Origin of the sequence: Ruminococcus turbiniformis, from assembly GCF_020687545.1 — a bacterium.
Classification (GTDB): Bacteria; Bacillota; Clostridia; order Lachnospirales; family Lachnospiraceae; genus Mediterraneibacter; species Mediterraneibacter turbiniformis.
This window is the reverse complement of record NZ_JAJEQX010000007.1, coordinates 65258-79299: the sequence shown is the minus strand read 5'-3', so window position 1 is coordinate 79299 and position 14042 is coordinate 65258. Positions and strand designations below refer to the sequence as shown.

At 55.1% G+C, this 14042-nt stretch carries 16 protein-coding genes; 6 read left to right on the top strand and 10 right to left on the bottom strand.

Annotation, left to right across the window (positions count from 1 at the left end; translation table 11 throughout):
* Positions 1-4: 4 nt before the first annotated feature.
* The 10 genes from yaaA to LKD70_RS05625 form a co-directional block, all read right to left on the bottom strand.
* On the bottom strand, positions 5-775 hold the full coding sequence (gene yaaA / locus LKD70_RS05670) for a peroxide stress protein YaaA (RefSeq protein WP_227707068.1): 771 nt from the start codon (positions 773-775) through the stop codon (positions 5-7).
* 57 nt (positions 776-832) lie between these two features.
* Positions 833-1660: a Cof-type HAD-IIB family hydrolase gene (locus LKD70_RS05665; protein ID WP_227707067.1), complete on the bottom strand. Its 828-nt coding sequence runs from the start codon at positions 1658-1660 to the stop codon at positions 833-835.
* A 6-nt stretch (positions 1661-1666) separates the two neighbouring features.
* A complete protein-coding gene (locus tag LKD70_RS05660) occupies positions 1667-2038 on the bottom strand; it encodes an MGMT family protein (RefSeq protein WP_227707066.1) in 372 nt (123 codons plus the stop codon).
* On the bottom strand, positions 2028-2207 hold the full coding sequence (locus tag LKD70_RS05655; RefSeq protein ID WP_227707065.1) for a hypothetical protein: 180 nt from the start codon (positions 2205-2207) through the stop codon (positions 2028-2030). The genes LKD70_RS05660 and LKD70_RS05655 overlap by 11 nt, the downstream gene beginning before the upstream one ends.
* 10 nt (positions 2208-2217) lie before the next feature.
* Complete coding sequence (locus LKD70_RS05650; protein ID WP_227707064.1) at positions 2218-2682, bottom strand: 4Fe-4S dicluster domain-containing protein; 465 nt, start codon at positions 2680-2682, stop codon at positions 2218-2220.
* Between the two features lie 72 nt (positions 2683-2754).
* Positions 2755-3834: a hydrogenase large subunit gene (locus LKD70_RS05645; RefSeq protein ID WP_227707063.1), complete on the bottom strand. Its 1080-nt coding sequence runs from the start codon at positions 3832-3834 to the stop codon at positions 2755-2757.
* A 5-nt stretch (positions 3835-3839) separates the two neighbouring features.
* Positions 3840-4187 (bottom strand): NADH-quinone oxidoreductase subunit C, encoded by a 348-nt coding sequence (locus LKD70_RS05640; RefSeq protein WP_227707062.1) that lies wholly within the window; start codon positions 4185-4187, stop codon positions 3840-3842.
* Complete coding sequence (locus tag LKD70_RS05635) at positions 4171-4629, bottom strand: NADH-quinone oxidoreductase subunit B family protein (protein ID WP_227707061.1); 459 nt, start codon at positions 4627-4629, stop codon at positions 4171-4173. Before LKD70_RS05635 ends, LKD70_RS05640 begins: the two co-directional genes overlap by 17 nt.
* A gap of 16 nt (positions 4630-4645) precedes the next feature.
* Entirely contained in the window at positions 4646-5506 is an 861-nt protein-coding gene (locus tag LKD70_RS05630; protein ID WP_227707060.1) for a respiratory chain complex I subunit 1 family protein, read from the bottom strand.
* On the bottom strand, positions 5506-7398 hold the full coding sequence (locus LKD70_RS05625) for an NADH-quinone oxidoreductase subunit 5 family protein (protein WP_227707059.1): 1893 nt from the start codon (positions 7396-7398) through the stop codon (positions 5506-5508). Before LKD70_RS05625 ends, LKD70_RS05630 begins: the two co-directional genes overlap by 1 nt.
* 120 nt (positions 7399-7518) lie before the next feature.
* On the opposite strand from LKD70_RS05625, the gene hypA reads away from it, so the two are divergent.
* The 6 genes from hypA to hypE all read left to right on the top strand — a co-directional run bounded on the left by hypA (position 7519) and on the right by hypE (position 13614).
* Positions 7519-8016 (top strand): hydrogenase maturation nickel metallochaperone HypA, encoded by a 498-nt coding sequence (gene hypA / locus LKD70_RS05620; RefSeq protein ID WP_227707058.1) that lies wholly within the window; start codon positions 7519-7521, stop codon positions 8014-8016.
* Positions 7976-8629: a hydrogenase nickel incorporation protein HypB gene (gene hypB, locus LKD70_RS05615; RefSeq protein ID WP_227707057.1), complete on the top strand. Its 654-nt coding sequence runs from the start codon at positions 7976-7978 to the stop codon at positions 8627-8629. Before hypA ends, hypB begins: the two co-directional genes overlap by 41 nt.
* Positions 8626-11193 (top strand): carbamoyltransferase HypF, encoded by a 2568-nt coding sequence (hypF, locus tag LKD70_RS05610; RefSeq protein WP_227707056.1) that lies wholly within the window; start codon positions 8626-8628, stop codon positions 11191-11193. Before hypB ends, hypF begins: the two co-directional genes overlap by 4 nt.
* A 6-nt stretch (positions 11194-11199) precedes the next feature.
* The gene (locus LKD70_RS05605) at positions 11200-11418 is read left to right on the top strand and encodes a HypC/HybG/HupF family hydrogenase formation chaperone (RefSeq protein WP_227707055.1); all 219 of its coding nucleotides are present in this window, start codon (positions 11200-11202) and stop codon (positions 11416-11418) included.
* Entirely contained in the window at positions 11408-12502 is a 1095-nt protein-coding gene (gene hypD, locus LKD70_RS05600; RefSeq protein ID WP_227707054.1) for a hydrogenase formation protein HypD, read from the top strand. The genes LKD70_RS05605 and hypD overlap by 11 nt, the downstream gene beginning before the upstream one ends.
* Before the next feature lie 107 nt (positions 12503-12609).
* The gene (gene hypE / locus LKD70_RS05595; protein ID WP_227707053.1) at positions 12610-13614 is read left to right on the top strand and encodes a hydrogenase expression/formation protein HypE; all 1005 of its coding nucleotides are present in this window, start codon (positions 12610-12612) and stop codon (positions 13612-13614) included.
* Positions 13615-14042 lie beyond the last annotated feature (428 nt).

Below are 14042 nucleotides of genomic sequence, written 5' to 3'. Positions count from 1 at the left end.
CGAATTACTGAAGACTATTCCTGTTTTCCGTTTCTGATGCGTTCCTGATGAACACATACTCTTTCTCCGTCGACAGGCGTTCCTCGAACCGGTATCCGAGACGGTCAAAACCCCGGATTTCCTCCGGCTCCTCCACCTGATTCTCCGCCAGGAACCGCACCATCTCTCCTCTCGCCATCTTGGCGAAGGTACCTTTCTGTTTCACTTTCCCGTCCACCAGATCGGCGAATACGCATGTCAGATATGTATCCTCCGGCTGCAGATATTTCTCCACGCAGCGTGAGTACTCTTTTGACGCCAGATTCAGAATCAGATGATCTCCGTCCGTGACTTCCCGGTAAATGAGATCGCCCCAGAACCGGTACAGATCCCCCTCATCCGACGCCTTCGCCTGCATCTCCAGCCGGTACGGAGCCACCCCGTCAAAAGGTTTCAGCACACCGTAAAATCCCGACAGGATCCGAAGATGCCCCCGTATATAGTCCGTCTCCGCGCCTCCGAACACAGCGGGCGCCATATACTGGTACTGAATCCCCTCGTAAGAGATCACCGCCGGGGTCAGCCCCCGCGTAAGATTCATCTCCTGAAATCTCCGGTAATTCTGCTCCGCAATCCTGTCATTGCATTTCCATAAACTCTGTGCCTCTCCCGGCGTAAGGCGGCGCATCCATTCAAGGAGCTCCTTCGTTTTATCCAGAAATACCGGCAATCCCTCCGGCGCAAGTGTGTCTGTATCCGTATTCATTTTCTTTGCAGGTGATATGATAATTCGCATCCTGTACTCTCCATTTTCCGCATCAGCTTTCTCCGCAGACCTGCCGCTGTTTTCCGATTATTCCAGAATCCGGAAGATTCCTTCTGCCACTCCGTCCTCCTCATTGGACGAAACGATCCGGTCAGCCGCGGCACGACAGTCCGGCGACGCATTTGCCACCGCAAACCCGATCCCCGCAAGTTTTAAAAGACCGATATCGTTGTGGGCGTCCCCAAACGCCGCCAGCTCTTCCCGCTTCAGTCCCAGATGCTCCAGAAGAAACAGCGCCGCATTTTCCTTCCCCGCGTCTTTGTGGGCGATCTCGAGAAGCTGGGGAACGGACGATGTGAGATACACATCGCTCACATTTTCCGCGATCTTTATCCACAGTTCCTTTTTAAGCGGTTCGCTCTTCGCAACAACGTCAATGCTGTCCAGTTCATTCTTATGCTGCCTGATAAACTCTCTCATATCTTCCACGGGTTCCCTCGTCCCCTGTATGTAGCCAATGGCCCGGGGCGAAGCTCCAAAGCGGACCGGATCTTCCACATACTCCCTCTGGGCGTAGGGCTTTCCGTCTACAAACGCCTCAAACGGCACATCGTACTCTGCCGTCTGCGCGAGGATCTCTTCCGCCGACTTTTGCGTCATCCTGCGCCGCATCAGACGCGCGCCTGTCTTAAGATCACAGACCGCCGCACCGTTCGACGTAATGGCATAGCGCACCCCCGGCACAGAAAGGACTTCTGCCGGAAGCGAATCATAAGACCGTCCGCTGGCAACCGCGATGCAGATTCCTTCGGCCGCGGCCTGCTCCAGCGCTTCTCTGTTTCTCTTACTTAACTTTCCCTGTCTGTTCAGCGTCGTGCCGTCCAGATCGAGGGCAATGCATCTGATCTTCATCATCTGTCCTCATATTCCGAGACGCTCGAACATCTCCCGGAATTCTATCGCCTCTTCCATCGTATTATGCCATCCGAACCGCTTTAAGTCCACACGGCATCCGTCATTCGTCCGCTCCACTTCCACGCCCTCCGACTCCAGAAGCCGTCTCTGCATGTCGTCTGTCTCAAAGGACGCCGCACCGCTTAAAAATCCCCTTCCGTTTACCACCCTGTGGGCGGGAATCCCGTCGCCCAAACGCCCACGGTTCAGCGCATACCCCACCTGACGGGCATTTTTCGGCTTTCCGCAGAGAAGGGCGATCTGTCCGTAGGAGGCCGCCTTTCCGCAGGGGATCGCCCGGCAGACAATGGCCGCCCTTTTATAAAAATCAAAGCTCATTTCTGATATATTCCTCTGTCGTCCGCATAATCTTCCGCAGATTTTCAAGGTCTTTCATCACGTCTCCCGTCTCCAGAATCTCCTCCGCCTGGGAAACGGCGCTGTAAAACACCTGCTCCATCTTCTCCTGAGACCCTTTCACGCCCTTCGGAAATCCTCCGTATGCCACGGGGACAACCTCATATCCGTTCCGGGATGCAATCCTTCTGCTTTTCCTGCTGCTTTTGTTCAGCTTCCTCTGCTTTCACAGATGCTGCCTCTGCCCGGGCCTCCTCTGGCTGAGCCGGCTTTATAAATGTCTCATCCGTCTTTCTCGTATCCGGCCGGGTATATCCGGCCTCCATCGTCAGACATTTCTTCGGACACACGTTCACGCAGCTTGAGCACTGTACGCAGTCAAACCGCCGGATCGTCCATGTTCCCGCCCTGCGGTCCACCCGGATTGCCTGTGACGGGCAGGAGCGCATGCACAGCCCGCAGCAGATACAGTCTTCCATATGAATCTCCACATGTCCCCTCATCCGCTCCGGATATACGGCGGGCTCGAAAGGATACGACGTGGTCGCCGGCTTCTGAAACAGATTCTTAAGCGCTCTTCCGGCAAATGTCAGAACTTTCCTCTTGCTCATATGCTCTATCTCCATTCCGCCGCCCTCTTTCAGACGGCACTGTCTTGTCGCACACTGTCAGCCTGTGCCTTCTTCCTGTGTTCCTCTCTACCGCTCCGTGCAGCTCACACACGGATCGATTGTCAGAATCAGAAGCGGTACATCCGCAAGCTGGCAGCCTTTTAATGTCTCCACCATGGGCGGGATATTGCTCGTTGTGGGGGTGCGCAGCCGGAACCGTTCAAGGAATTTCTTCCCGCTTCCCTTCACATAGTAAACCGCCTCGCCCCTGGGCTGCTCGATCCGCATGAAAAACTCTCCCGACGGATTGCCCTTGACCGGGACACTGATGTCCCCTTCCGGGATCTTTCCGATGGCTTCCCGGATCAGATCAAAGGACTGGAAGAGCTCTTTTATCCGGACCTCGCATCTCGCGTAGGAATCGCCGTCTTTTGATGTAACCGGCTCCACCGTCAGGTTCGGATAGGCCGCGTAGCCAAGCAGACGCGCGTCATACTCCTCGCCGCTTGCCCTCAGCATGGGCCCCACCGCGCCGAGCTCAATCGCTCTCTCCCGGCTTAATACACCGACTCCCTTCAGACGGCTCTGTACCGTATAGTCTTCAAGGAAGGTATCCGCAACCGGCCTCATCTCCTTCTCAAGATCTTTCACTGCCTCAAGAATACCGTTTAACATGGTGCTGTCCATATCTTTCTGGACTCCGCCTACGCAGTTGACAGAATGGATGATCCTTCCGCCGGTCGTCTCGTCGAACATATCAAGGATCTTCTCCCTGAGTCTCCAGCTCTCCATGAAAAGGCTTTCAAATCCCATAGCGTCTGCCAGAAGCCCGAGCCAGAGAAGATGGCTGTGTACACGGCTCATCTCCATCCAGATGACTCTTAAGAACTTGGCCCGGTCCGGCACCTCGATTCCCATAACCTGCTCCACGGACTCACAGTAACCCAGGCCGTGGCCACAGCTGCAGATGCCGCACACACGCTCCGCGATATATACATACTGTTTAAAATCTCTTTTTTCCACAAGTTTTTCAAGCCCTCTGTGGATGTAGCCGATGCTTGGCACCGCGCCCACCACCGTCTCATCCTCCAGCACAAGATCCAGATGAACCGGCTCCGGCAGGACAGGATGCTGCGGGCCGAAAGGTACAATACTTCTCTTTGCCATAATCCCTACTCCTTTGTCTTAAACGGCGCCGTCTCGTCGATCCGGTACAGCCGGTCGCGGTAATCCGGGCGTATGTTCACAATCTTCACGCCGAAAAGCTGAGCCGCCTCGTTCTCCTGCAGGAACGCGCACGGATAAATCTGCGTGATGCTCGCAATCTCTTCCTCTTCAGCCACATTCAGCCGGAGGGTCACCATCTCATAGTCCTTACAGAAGGAATAGCTCATCTCATATCCTCCCTCCACCGAGACCGCGCAGATCTGCACGAGCCGCCACTGATCTGTCTTCATCTTCACGACCGCCGGGAAAAAATCCGCCATCGCGGTCTCTTTTATCTCACTTTGATATGCCATGTGCGCCGCCTCCGTTCTTTTTATGTTCGGCCTGTTTCTCATCCAGAATCTCAAGCGCCTTTACCACGCCGTCGATGATAGACTCCGGCCGGGCCGCGCATCCGGGCACATACACATCGACCGGGATCACGGTGTCGATCCCGCCCCTGATATTGTAGCACTCTTTGAAAACGCCGCCTGTGCAGGCACATATACCCACCGCGACGACAACTTTCGGCTCCGGCATCTGGCTGTATATCTGTTTTACCACACTTTCCGTCTGACTGTTCACTCCTCCGGTGATCAGCAGAATATCCGCCTGAAACGGATCGCCCGTATTGATAATCCCGAAACGCTCAATATCGTATTTCGGAGTCAGGCAGTCAAGCACTTCTATGTCGCATCCGTTACAGCTGCTCGCGTCGTAGTGGAGCAGCCACGGTGATTTTGATACTTTGTTCATCTTTATCTGCCTCCAGTCATTTGATCAGCATCAGGATCAGAATATTTATCCCGCCCGCCACTAAAGTTACAATCCAGCAGCTGTAGAGCAGTGTCTTCCACTTTACTCTCGCACACGCATTGTCCCAGAGGATCTCCAGGAAATAAATCACCGCACAGGCAAGAATGGCTGCAATCCAGCTCCACCACGTACTGTTGACAATAAACAGGCAGAAAATTCCAAGCAGGAGCACAGTCTCATAATATTCCGCAATCGTCATCACCGCAAGGGTCGTTCCCGACATCTCTGTCGTAAGCCCTTTTACCATCTCCTGATGGGCATGATGGCTTGTTGACAGATCAAACGGCGATTTTCTGAACTTGATCGCCGATGTAAACATAAATCCAACCAGAAGTCCGGGCATCCAGAGCACCGCGCTTGTATCCGCCTGAATAATGTCTGCTACCTGGAACGATCCCGTCGTCAGATAAAATCCCACTGCTACAAGAAGGGTCAGCGGCTCGTAGGCCATCATCTGAAGCATCTCCCGGCTTGCCCCCATATTCGCATAGGGCGAGGAATCGCTGGACGCCGCCATAATAAGAAACATATCCGCGGTGCTTAAAATGAAAAGCACCATCAGAAGATCCGCTCCCGCAAAAAGCATTGCCCCGGCAATCACAAGAATCACAAGATAGCTCATATTCAGAAGAAGCTGCACATTATTGACAGCAATCATTTCCTTGGAAAACAGCTTTCCCAGGTCATAGAACGGCTGGAGCAGCCCCGGCCCTTTTCTTCTCTGCATTCTGGCGCTGATGATCCTGTCAATGCCGTCCAGCAGCGCTCCGAGGAAGGGAGCAAGCACAATGTACGCAATCACAAATCCCACATTCATCACAGCGCACCTCCTATCACAAGACAGAACCCGAGCACAAGCACCGCGGCAGCCGCGATGATCGATGGAATCCTTAAGTGCCGTCTGCCGAACTCAAACCGGAGATACCAGTTGCTCAAATACAGGTGCTCTTTCTCCCCGTAGCTGTTCGTAAAGTAACGGTTGTCTCCCTCGTTGATTCCGTTCATATAGATCGGCACAAGCTCTCTGTGTGATCTCCGGCTGATAAAGAACATAACCACCGGAACAATAAAGATCGAAACAAGCATGATCGCCATTGTCTCAAGCACGCTCATGGCGAGCACATCCGTGGAATTTCCGAACAGTTCCCGCACAATCGGATTGACGATCCACATCGCCACAAAGGGCAGAAGCAGGCACAGAAGCAGCATGACCGCCGCGTGGAAAAACATGGACACATACTCGTCTTTTCGCGTCACATCCTTCACCGTCTCCCGGGGGATGTGGAAGCAGAGAAGCTTAGCCAGCCATTTCGTCCAGTAAAACATCGTCGTAGCACTTCCATATGCAATAAAGAGCACGAGAATGAAGTTTCCCGAATCCACAAAGGCTTTCAGAGCGACCCACTTGGAGATGAGCATTCCAAAAGGCGCCAGATACATTCCCGCGATTCCGATTCCCATAATATAAGCAAGCTTCGGCACCCGGATAATCAGCCCGTGCATGTCCTCAATATCTCTTGAACCAAGCGTATTCTCTGTCGCGCCTACTGACTGGAAAAGCATGGACTTGCTCACTGAATGGAAAATCATAAGGAAGATGGCCGCCCAGACCGTCTCCTCCACGCCGATGCCTGCGCATCCTACGATCAGCCCCAGATTTGAGACTGTGGAGAAGGCCAGCACTTTCTTTCCGTCGTTCTGCGCAATCGCCATCATACTCGCCATAATAAAGGTCAGTCCGCCGATGCTGGACACGATAATCCCCGTCAGATTGCCCTCAAATGCCGGTGAAAGACGGATCAGCAGGTAAACGCCCGCTTTCACCATGGTCGCGCTGTGAAGCAGCGCGCTGGACGGAGTCGGAGCCACCATCGCCCCGAGAAGCCACGTGGAAAACGGAAGCTGCGCCGATTTGGTAAGCCCGGCAAGCGCCAGGCACAGAAGGGGCACTTCTCCGCCCACACTCAGTACATCAAGCAGCTGAACCGTACCGTTCATGTATGCCATCCAGGCGATACCCGCCGCGAATCCAAGTCCGCCCAGAAGGTTCATCCACAGGGCGCAGAAGCTGTTGTTCACCGCCTCCTCTGTCTTCGTATATCCGATCATAAGGAACGAAATCACACTCGTAATCTCCCAGAAGAAATACATCCAGATCAGGCTCTGCGAGAACACAAGCCCGAACATTGCTCCCAGGAACAGAAACAGCATGGAGAAAAAGAAGGGCTGCCGGTCCTTCACATCTTTGTGGTGCTCATGATATCCCTTCATATATCCCACTGTGTAAATACAGATAAAACCGCCGATAAACGCGATGATGATGCACATCAGAATCGTCATCCAGTCCACCGTCATGTGCGGCCCCTCCGGCAGTTCCACTGTAAACTCTGTGTACAGAAGAAGCGCTGTCTGTCCCACAGAGAGAAGAACAGGCAGTACCCGTTTGTATTTTACGCTCATGTACACGATCAGGCACATGAGAAAAATGTCCCCGGCTGTCATCAGATGATCTACTGTCTCTGTAGATTGATAGAGCATCCATGTCTGCGCCCCTCCGCTGATCCACGAAACGATAAATACCACCGTGGCGGTCATCACAATGCCGGCCCCCGCGTACACGAGATACCCTCTTGTCTTTGAATCACGGACAAAGGGAAACAGCACCGCCAAAACAACCGGAATTCCTATCAGAAACGGTATCATTGTCATAGTATTTCGTCCCTTTCCTCTAAATTTTTGAAATTTTAACCCCATTATCTGTTATAATCCTGATTTTCTTTTTTTACAATACTTAAAATTTGAATTTTAACAGTTTTAAAGCGGAAAATTGTGGTAGAATGTACTCTGTATATCAGACAGCGCCAGGGTACAGACGGCAATCCGGCCAATGAAGAGCCGGTTTTGAGTTTCCTGTACGCCGGCGCCGGAGCAGGAGGACAGACAATGCATGAACTTTCCGTCACAGAACACCTTCTCGACTACTGCCTGAAAACCGCCGAAAAGCAGCACGCGGCGCGGATCCGTGTTATCCGCCTGTGCGTCGGCCGCCTGGGCGGCATCGTCCCCGAGTGCATCCAGGTCTACCTGGACATGCTCGCGGAGGGAACGATCGCGGAAGGCGCGCGGATTGAAGCCGAATTTCTTCCCGTGAAAGTCCGCTGCCGGGACTGCGGCCGCGAGGGAGAGATCACACCGCACCGGCTTGCATGCCCGCACTGCGGCAGTCTGCGCCTTCAGATCCTCTCGGGAAAAGAATTTTACATAAAAAGCATGGAGGTAGATATCGATGGAGATCAAAGTACTGCATCAGCTGATGGACTGGAATGAAGATGTAAGCCAGGAGGTGAAGGATACGCTGGCCGCTCACCGCATCTGCATGGTCAATGTGATGGGAAGCCCGGGCGCGGGAAAGACAAGTCTGATCACTGCCCTCATCGAAGCGCTGAAACCAAACTTCCGGATCGGCGTCATCGAAGGAGATATCGCCGGGCAGGTGGACGCTGAAAGAATCGCAAAGCTCGGGATTCCGGCAGTGCAGCTTAACACGGACGGCGCCTGCCATATCGAGGCCATGAGCATCCGGGCGATCCTGCCGGAGCTTCCCCTGGACGACCTGGACGTCATATTTGTGGAAAATATCGGGAACCTCGTCTGCCCCGCCGAATTCCGGATCGGAGAGTCCTTAAGGCTTACCATCCTGAGCATTCCGGAGGGGGATGACAAGGTGGAAAAATATCCGCTCATGTTCACGGACACAGACTGCCTTGTGCTGAACAAGTATGACATGCTCGCGTACTTTGACTTTGACGAACAGAGAGTCCGCGCCAACTATGAGGCCGTCAACCCGGAGGCTCCGCTTTTCTGCTTAAGCAGCCGGGACGGACAGGGGGTTGACGCGCTCGCCGCTTTCATTGAGGAGAAAATCAGGAGCTGCGTATGAATTTGAGTTCTGACAAAAAGAACACTAAACAGGAAGAACGTAAAAACGAAACATACGTCCGCTTCCGCGCGGAGGGGATCGTACAGGGCGTAGGCTTCCGCCCCTTTCTCCACCGTCTTGCCGGGGAGCTTAACATCCGCGGATGGGTCCGCAACACATCCTCCGGCCTGGACGGAGAACTTGCCGGAACCGGACAGGCGCTGGATGCCTTTGTGCGCCGGATCCGCCTGTCGCCTCCTCCCGCCGCTGTGGTGGAAAACGTGGAACTCTCCCCCTGTCCGCCTCCGGAAGACCGGGAAAAAGCACGGCAGTTTGAGACTTTCACAATCCGCGAAAGCCGCATCAGCGACGGCTTCACGCTCATCTCCCCGGACATCGGTATCTGCCCGGAATGCGAGGCAGAGCTTAAGGATAAGTCCGACCGGAGGTACCGCTATCCTTTTATCAACTGTACGAACTGCGGGCCCAGATACACGATTATTGAGTCCCTTCCCTACGACAGAAAGAATACTGTCATGAAAGGATTCGCCATGTGTAAAAAGTGCAGCGCCGAGTACAGTGATATCCGCGACCGGAGGTACCACGCCCAGCCCGACTGCTGCCCGAAATGCGGGCCGCAGGTATTCTATGTGGATGCAGGAACCGCGGAAGCCTGTATGCTTGCAGGGGCTCAGGGATTCTGTACAGGCGCCGGAAGGAAAGCGTTCTCAGCGGCGGTCAGAGAGCAGAATGTTTTTGCGCGGGCGCAGGGTGTATTAAAAAAAGGCGGCATCCTTGCCGTAAAGGGAATCGGCGGCATCCATCTGGCCTGCGACGCCATGAATCCGGAGGCGGTAAAACGGCTGCGCGCCGGAAAGCACCGCCCCGAAAAGCCTCTCGCCGTCATGTGCGGCACCCTCGAAGCGGCGCGGAGAATGTGCCGCATTTCCGAAGAAGAGGAGCGGCTCCTGCAAAGCCCCGCACGCCCCATTGTCCTTCTGGCCAAAAAGGACAAAAACGCATATCCGGAGTTAAGTTTCAGTCCCCGGCTCGGCGTCATGCTCCCCTACACACCGCTTCACCTCCTTCTGACTGATCAGACATTCGGCGGCCCCGATATCCTTGTCATGACAAGCGGCAATCTTCCGGGCTGCCCGGTTCTGACCGGCAATCAGGCGGCGGTGCAGGCGCTCTCCCGGACAGCCGACGGCTTCCTTTTTCACAACCGGAAGATTCAAAACCGGTGCGATGACTCGCTTGTCTCTGTGTTGGGAGCGCGGACTTATTTTCTGCGGAAAAGCCGCGGGTATACTCCGAGTCCCATCCGGCTTCCCTTTGACGCAGACGGGATCTTCGCCATGGGAGCAGAACAAAAAGCGTCCTTCGCGCTCGGCCGGGGCAGGCTCGCTTTCATAAGCCCGTATATCGGCGATTTGAAAAACGCCGAGACGCTGGCCCACTACAGCGAGGCGCTGGACACATACCGACGGCTGTTCCGCATCAGGCCTTCCATGTACGTGTGCGATCTCCACCCCGACTACCTTTCCACCCGGGAGGCAGAGCACGCTGCGAAAGAAAGCGCGTTTCCGATCCTGCACGTTCAGCACCACTGGGCGCATATGGCCTCCTGCATGACCGACAACGGCGTGGATACCGCCTGTTTCGGAATCATCTGGGACGGAACAGGCCTCGGAACCGACGGCACGGTCTGGGGAGGGGAATTTTTAACAGGAGATCTTCAGCGCTTTTCCCGGGACGGCTCCATACGCCCCATCTGTCTGGCGGGCGGAGACCAGGCCGCCAAAGAGATCGGACGCATTGCGCTGGCGCTTGTCCGGGATGCGGCAGGACTGACCGGTTTCTCTGCCGGTTCTCCAGACGCTGTACGGGCAGAGGTTCTAACGGAGAAGATTTCAACAAAGGAGACTGCACCGTGCGAAGCTGCGCCGTGCGAAAATCTGCTGCAGAAAATTCCGCTTCCAGAGAGCGAGTGTCTCCTGCTCAGCCGTCTGCTCGACTCCGGAACATGTCCACGCGCCTCCAGTATCGGGCGGCTCTTCGACGGCATCTGCGCACTGATACTGAACCGGAGAGAGGTGACTTACGAAGGGGAAGGCGCCGCGCTTGTCGAAGCTTTATCCCCTGCTGAGACAGCCGACGAACTCCCGGGCGGCGCAGACTCGCTTAAAGAGTTGTCCTATCCGGTGACATTTTATACGGAGAACGGCGTAAGATACTTCGACACCCGCCCCCTCATCACGGAAATATTACGTGACATGGACCGGCAGCAGAATTCCGGAGAAACTGCGCTTCGCTTTATGGCGACGCTGTGCTGTATGGCGCTTGAGCAATGTATAACCCTAAACCCTAAGCGACTGCCCGTCGTTCTCTCGGGCGGCGTATTTCAGAACCGTTTTCTCCTGTCGGGAATCACGGCTCTGCTTGAAAAGAACGGCTTTTCCGTATACACGCACCGGCAGGTATCCCCAAACGACGAAGGCATCAGCCTCGGCCAGCTCGGGATTGCACAGAAAATCAGATTGCAGGAAATCAGAATGCAGGAAATCAGAACAAGGAAGGAGTGACCAGTCATGTGTCTGGCAATGCCAATGAAAATCAACAGAATCGAAGGAACCTCGGCAGAGTGTGAAGCGGGCGGTCTTACCCAGAACGTCCGCATCGACTTCATTCCTGATGCCTTCCCCGGCGATTACGTGATGGTTCACGCCGGCTTCGCCATCCAGAAAATGTCAGAAAAAGAAGCCCTGGAAAACATCGCGCTTCTGGAGGAATTAAAAGATGCTCTCTGAAGAATATTTCAAAAACCCGCAGGACGTCCCCGAAATCTTAAGAAAGATTGAGCACTGTGCAGATCAGACAGGGCCGATCCGCCTGATGGAAGTATGCGGCACCCACACAATGGCCATCGCCAGAAGCGGCATCAAAAGCCTGCTGCCCCCATCCGTGGAGCTGCTCTCCGGCCCCGGCTGTCCTGTATGCGTCACCCCGGCCAATGTTATCGATATGATTCTTGAACTGTCCCGCGATCCCCGGATTCTCATCGCATGTTACGGCGATCTGCTCCGCGTCCCCGGCTCATCAGCGCCACGCAGCCTGATAACCGAGAAAGCATCCGGCGCAAATGTCGCCGCCGTCTACTCTCCGGTGGACGCCATCCGCCTGGCGGAAGCGCACCCGGAACTGGAAGTTGTCTTCCTCGGCGTGGGATTCGAGACTACCGCACCGGGCACCGCGGCCTGCATCCTGGAAGCCGCCGCCCTTGACCTTAAGAACTTCTCCGTCCTGTGCCTTTTAAAACAGACAGAGCCCGCTCTCCGCGCGCTCATTGAGGCGCCCGACTTTCTTGTAAACGGTTTTCTCTGTCCCGGACATGTGGCCGCCATCACAGGGTCTGACCGTTTCTCATTTCTCCCGGAAGACTACGAGCTGCCGGGCGTGGTGAGCGGTTTTGAGCCGGCGGATCTGCTCGTCGCCATCCTTAAGCTTGCCTCCATGATCGCGGAAAAACGTCCCTCACTGGTCAACGAATATACAAGGCTTGTCCGCCCGGAGGGAAATCCGGCCGCGCTCGCTCTCATGGACAGAGTATTCTGTCCCGCGGACTGTGAATGGAGAGGACTTGGCCGCATCAACGGAAGCGGCTATGAAATCCGCCCGGAATATGCCCCGTGGGATGCTGTCCCGAAGTTCGGTCTGCATGTTCCAACGCCCCGCGAGATCCCGGGATGCCGCTGTGCCCAGGTGATACGCGGTGTCCTCTCACCCGAGCAGTGCCCTCTCTTTGGCACCGTATGTACTCCCGGAAGTCCGACCGGACCCTGTATGGTGTCCGGCGAAGGCGCATGCGCCGCTGCGTTTGCCTACGGTTCGTGACATCGGTTCAGGTTCTGCCGCGTCATCCGCCTGCCGCGTTATTTGCTCTGCCGCGTCATTGACTTTGCCGGCATTTGATATCTGCGAAAAAGAAAGAAGGAAACACTATGACAAATGACAGAATTACACTCGACTACGGAAGCGGAGGCCAGAAAACCGCAGAGCTGATCGACTCTCTTCTGCTGCCCGCCTTTGACAATCCCGCCCTGTCCCCGCTCGGCGACGGAGCGGTTGTGGAAGGTCAGCCAAAACTGGTTTTCTCCACTGACAGTTTCGTAGTATCCCCATGGAAATTCCCGGGAGGGGATATCGGAAAGCTCTCCGTCTGCGGCACGGTAAATGATCTGTGTATGGCGGGCGGAGTTCCGAAATACTTAAGCCTTTCCTTCATAATAGAAGAAGGGTTTCTCTTCTCTGATCTTCGCCGGATCATCTCCTCCATCGCGGAGGAGGCAGAAACAGCCGGCATCACTGTCGTCACCGGAGATACAAAAGTGGTGGAAGCAGGGCACGGCGACGGGATCTACATCAATACCTCCGGCATCGGATTTCATATGACAGATCTTCCCGGGAGAACAGCGATCCGGCCCGGAGATCACATTCTGCTAAGCGGAAGCGCAGGCTGCCACGGTGCCGCTGTCATGGCCGCCAGAACTGGGATGCTGAACGAAAACAGTCCGCTCATCTCAGACTGTATGCCGCTTCACAGACTTTCCGCTGCCTCTCTCGGTATCGGAGGAATCCGCATCATGAGAGATCCGACGCGCGGCGGCGTTGCAACCACTCTCTGTGAATTTGCAGACGGCATGCCGTTTTCCATCGAACTGAACAGCTCCGACATCCCCATCGATCCCCCCGTTGAGACTGTGTGCGGACTGCTTGGGCTCGACCCGCTCTACTGCGCGTGCGAAGGACGGATGCTCATCGTCTGCGCCCCGGAAAAAAGTGAGCCGATCCTGGACGCACTGCACAAAATCCCCGGAGGAGAAAACGCATCCCGCATCGGCACTGTCACAGATGAGATGCCCGGCAAAGTCCTCCTGCGCACCTCCATCGGAGGCCGCCGAATCCTGTCCCGCTTAAGCGGCATCCAGCTGCCGAGGATATGTTAACACCAGTTCACTTGTCTGTGCAGAGGCGGACTGATTTATGCTTGCATAAGAATCAGGCAGCCTCTGTGCAGGCAAAGGGAGCGCCTTCTCATGAACAAAGTAGCGGCGCAGCCGCGATCAGCACGTCAGTGCGGCTTTGTGAATGGCGCGGGTGAACGGGTGGTGATTTGTTACAGTTCGCACTCCGTATATGCAGCAGACCTGGCATCGTCATGCTTGCATGTAAGATCGCCAGGGCGGCTGCATATACGAGAGACAACTCGTACCCGGCGCACTCATAAGCAGTCCCGTCATACAGTCCAATCACCGAAAGTGCAAAAGGGACTGCGCATGTGGGCGCTGGGGAGGAGTGCGAACAGCCTTCCCTCACTTGTCTGTGCAGAGGCAGACTGATTTATGCTTGCATAAGAATCAGGCAGCCTCTGTAC

Coding starts and splice junctions, on each gene's coding strand:
- LKD70_RS05625 (WP_227707059.1), bottom strand. CDS start 7,398: ATGACAATGATACCGTTTCTGATAGGAATTCCGGTTGTTTTGGCGGTG.
- yaaA (WP_227707068.1), bottom strand. CDS start 775: ATGCGAATTATCATATCACCTGCAAAGAAAATGAATACGGATACAGAC.
- LKD70_RS05605 (WP_227707055.1), top strand. CDS start 11,200: ATGTGTCTGGCAATGCCAATGAAAATCAACAGAATCGAAGGAACCTCG.
- LKD70_RS05630 (WP_227707060.1), bottom strand. CDS start 5,506: ATGAATGTGGGATTTGTGATTGCGTACATTGTGCTTGCTCCCTTCCTC.
- LKD70_RS05665 (WP_227707067.1), bottom strand. CDS start 1,660: ATGATGAAGATCAGATGCATTGCCCTCGATCTGGACGGCACGACGCTG.
- LKD70_RS05645 (WP_227707063.1), bottom strand. CDS start 3,834: ATGGCAAAGAGAAGTATTGTACCTTTCGGCCCGCAGCATCCTGTCCTG.
- LKD70_RS05635 (WP_227707061.1), bottom strand. CDS start 4,629: ATGAACAAAGTATCAAAATCACCGTGGCTGCTCCACTACGACGCGAGC.
- hypE (WP_227707053.1), top strand. CDS start 12,610: ATGACAAATGACAGAATTACACTCGACTACGGAAGCGGAGGCCAGAAA.
- LKD70_RS05650 (WP_227707064.1), bottom strand. CDS start 2,682: ATGGAGATAGAGCATATGAGCAAGAGGAAAGTTCTGACATTTGCCGGA.
- hypF (WP_227707056.1), top strand. CDS start 8,626: ATGAATTTGAGTTCTGACAAAAAGAACACTAAACAGGAAGAACGTAAA.
- hypB (WP_227707057.1), top strand. CDS start 7,976: ATGGAGATCAAAGTACTGCATCAGCTGATGGACTGGAATGAAGATGTA.
- LKD70_RS05660 (WP_227707066.1), bottom strand. CDS start 2,038: ATGAGCTTTGATTTTTATAAAAGGGCGGCCATTGTCTGCCGGGCGATC.
- hypD (WP_227707054.1), top strand. CDS start 11,408: ATGCTCTCTGAAGAATATTTCAAAAACCCGCAGGACGTCCCCGAAATC.
- LKD70_RS05640 (WP_227707062.1), bottom strand. CDS start 4,187: ATGGCATATCAAAGTGAGATAAAAGAGACCGCGATGGCGGATTTTTTC.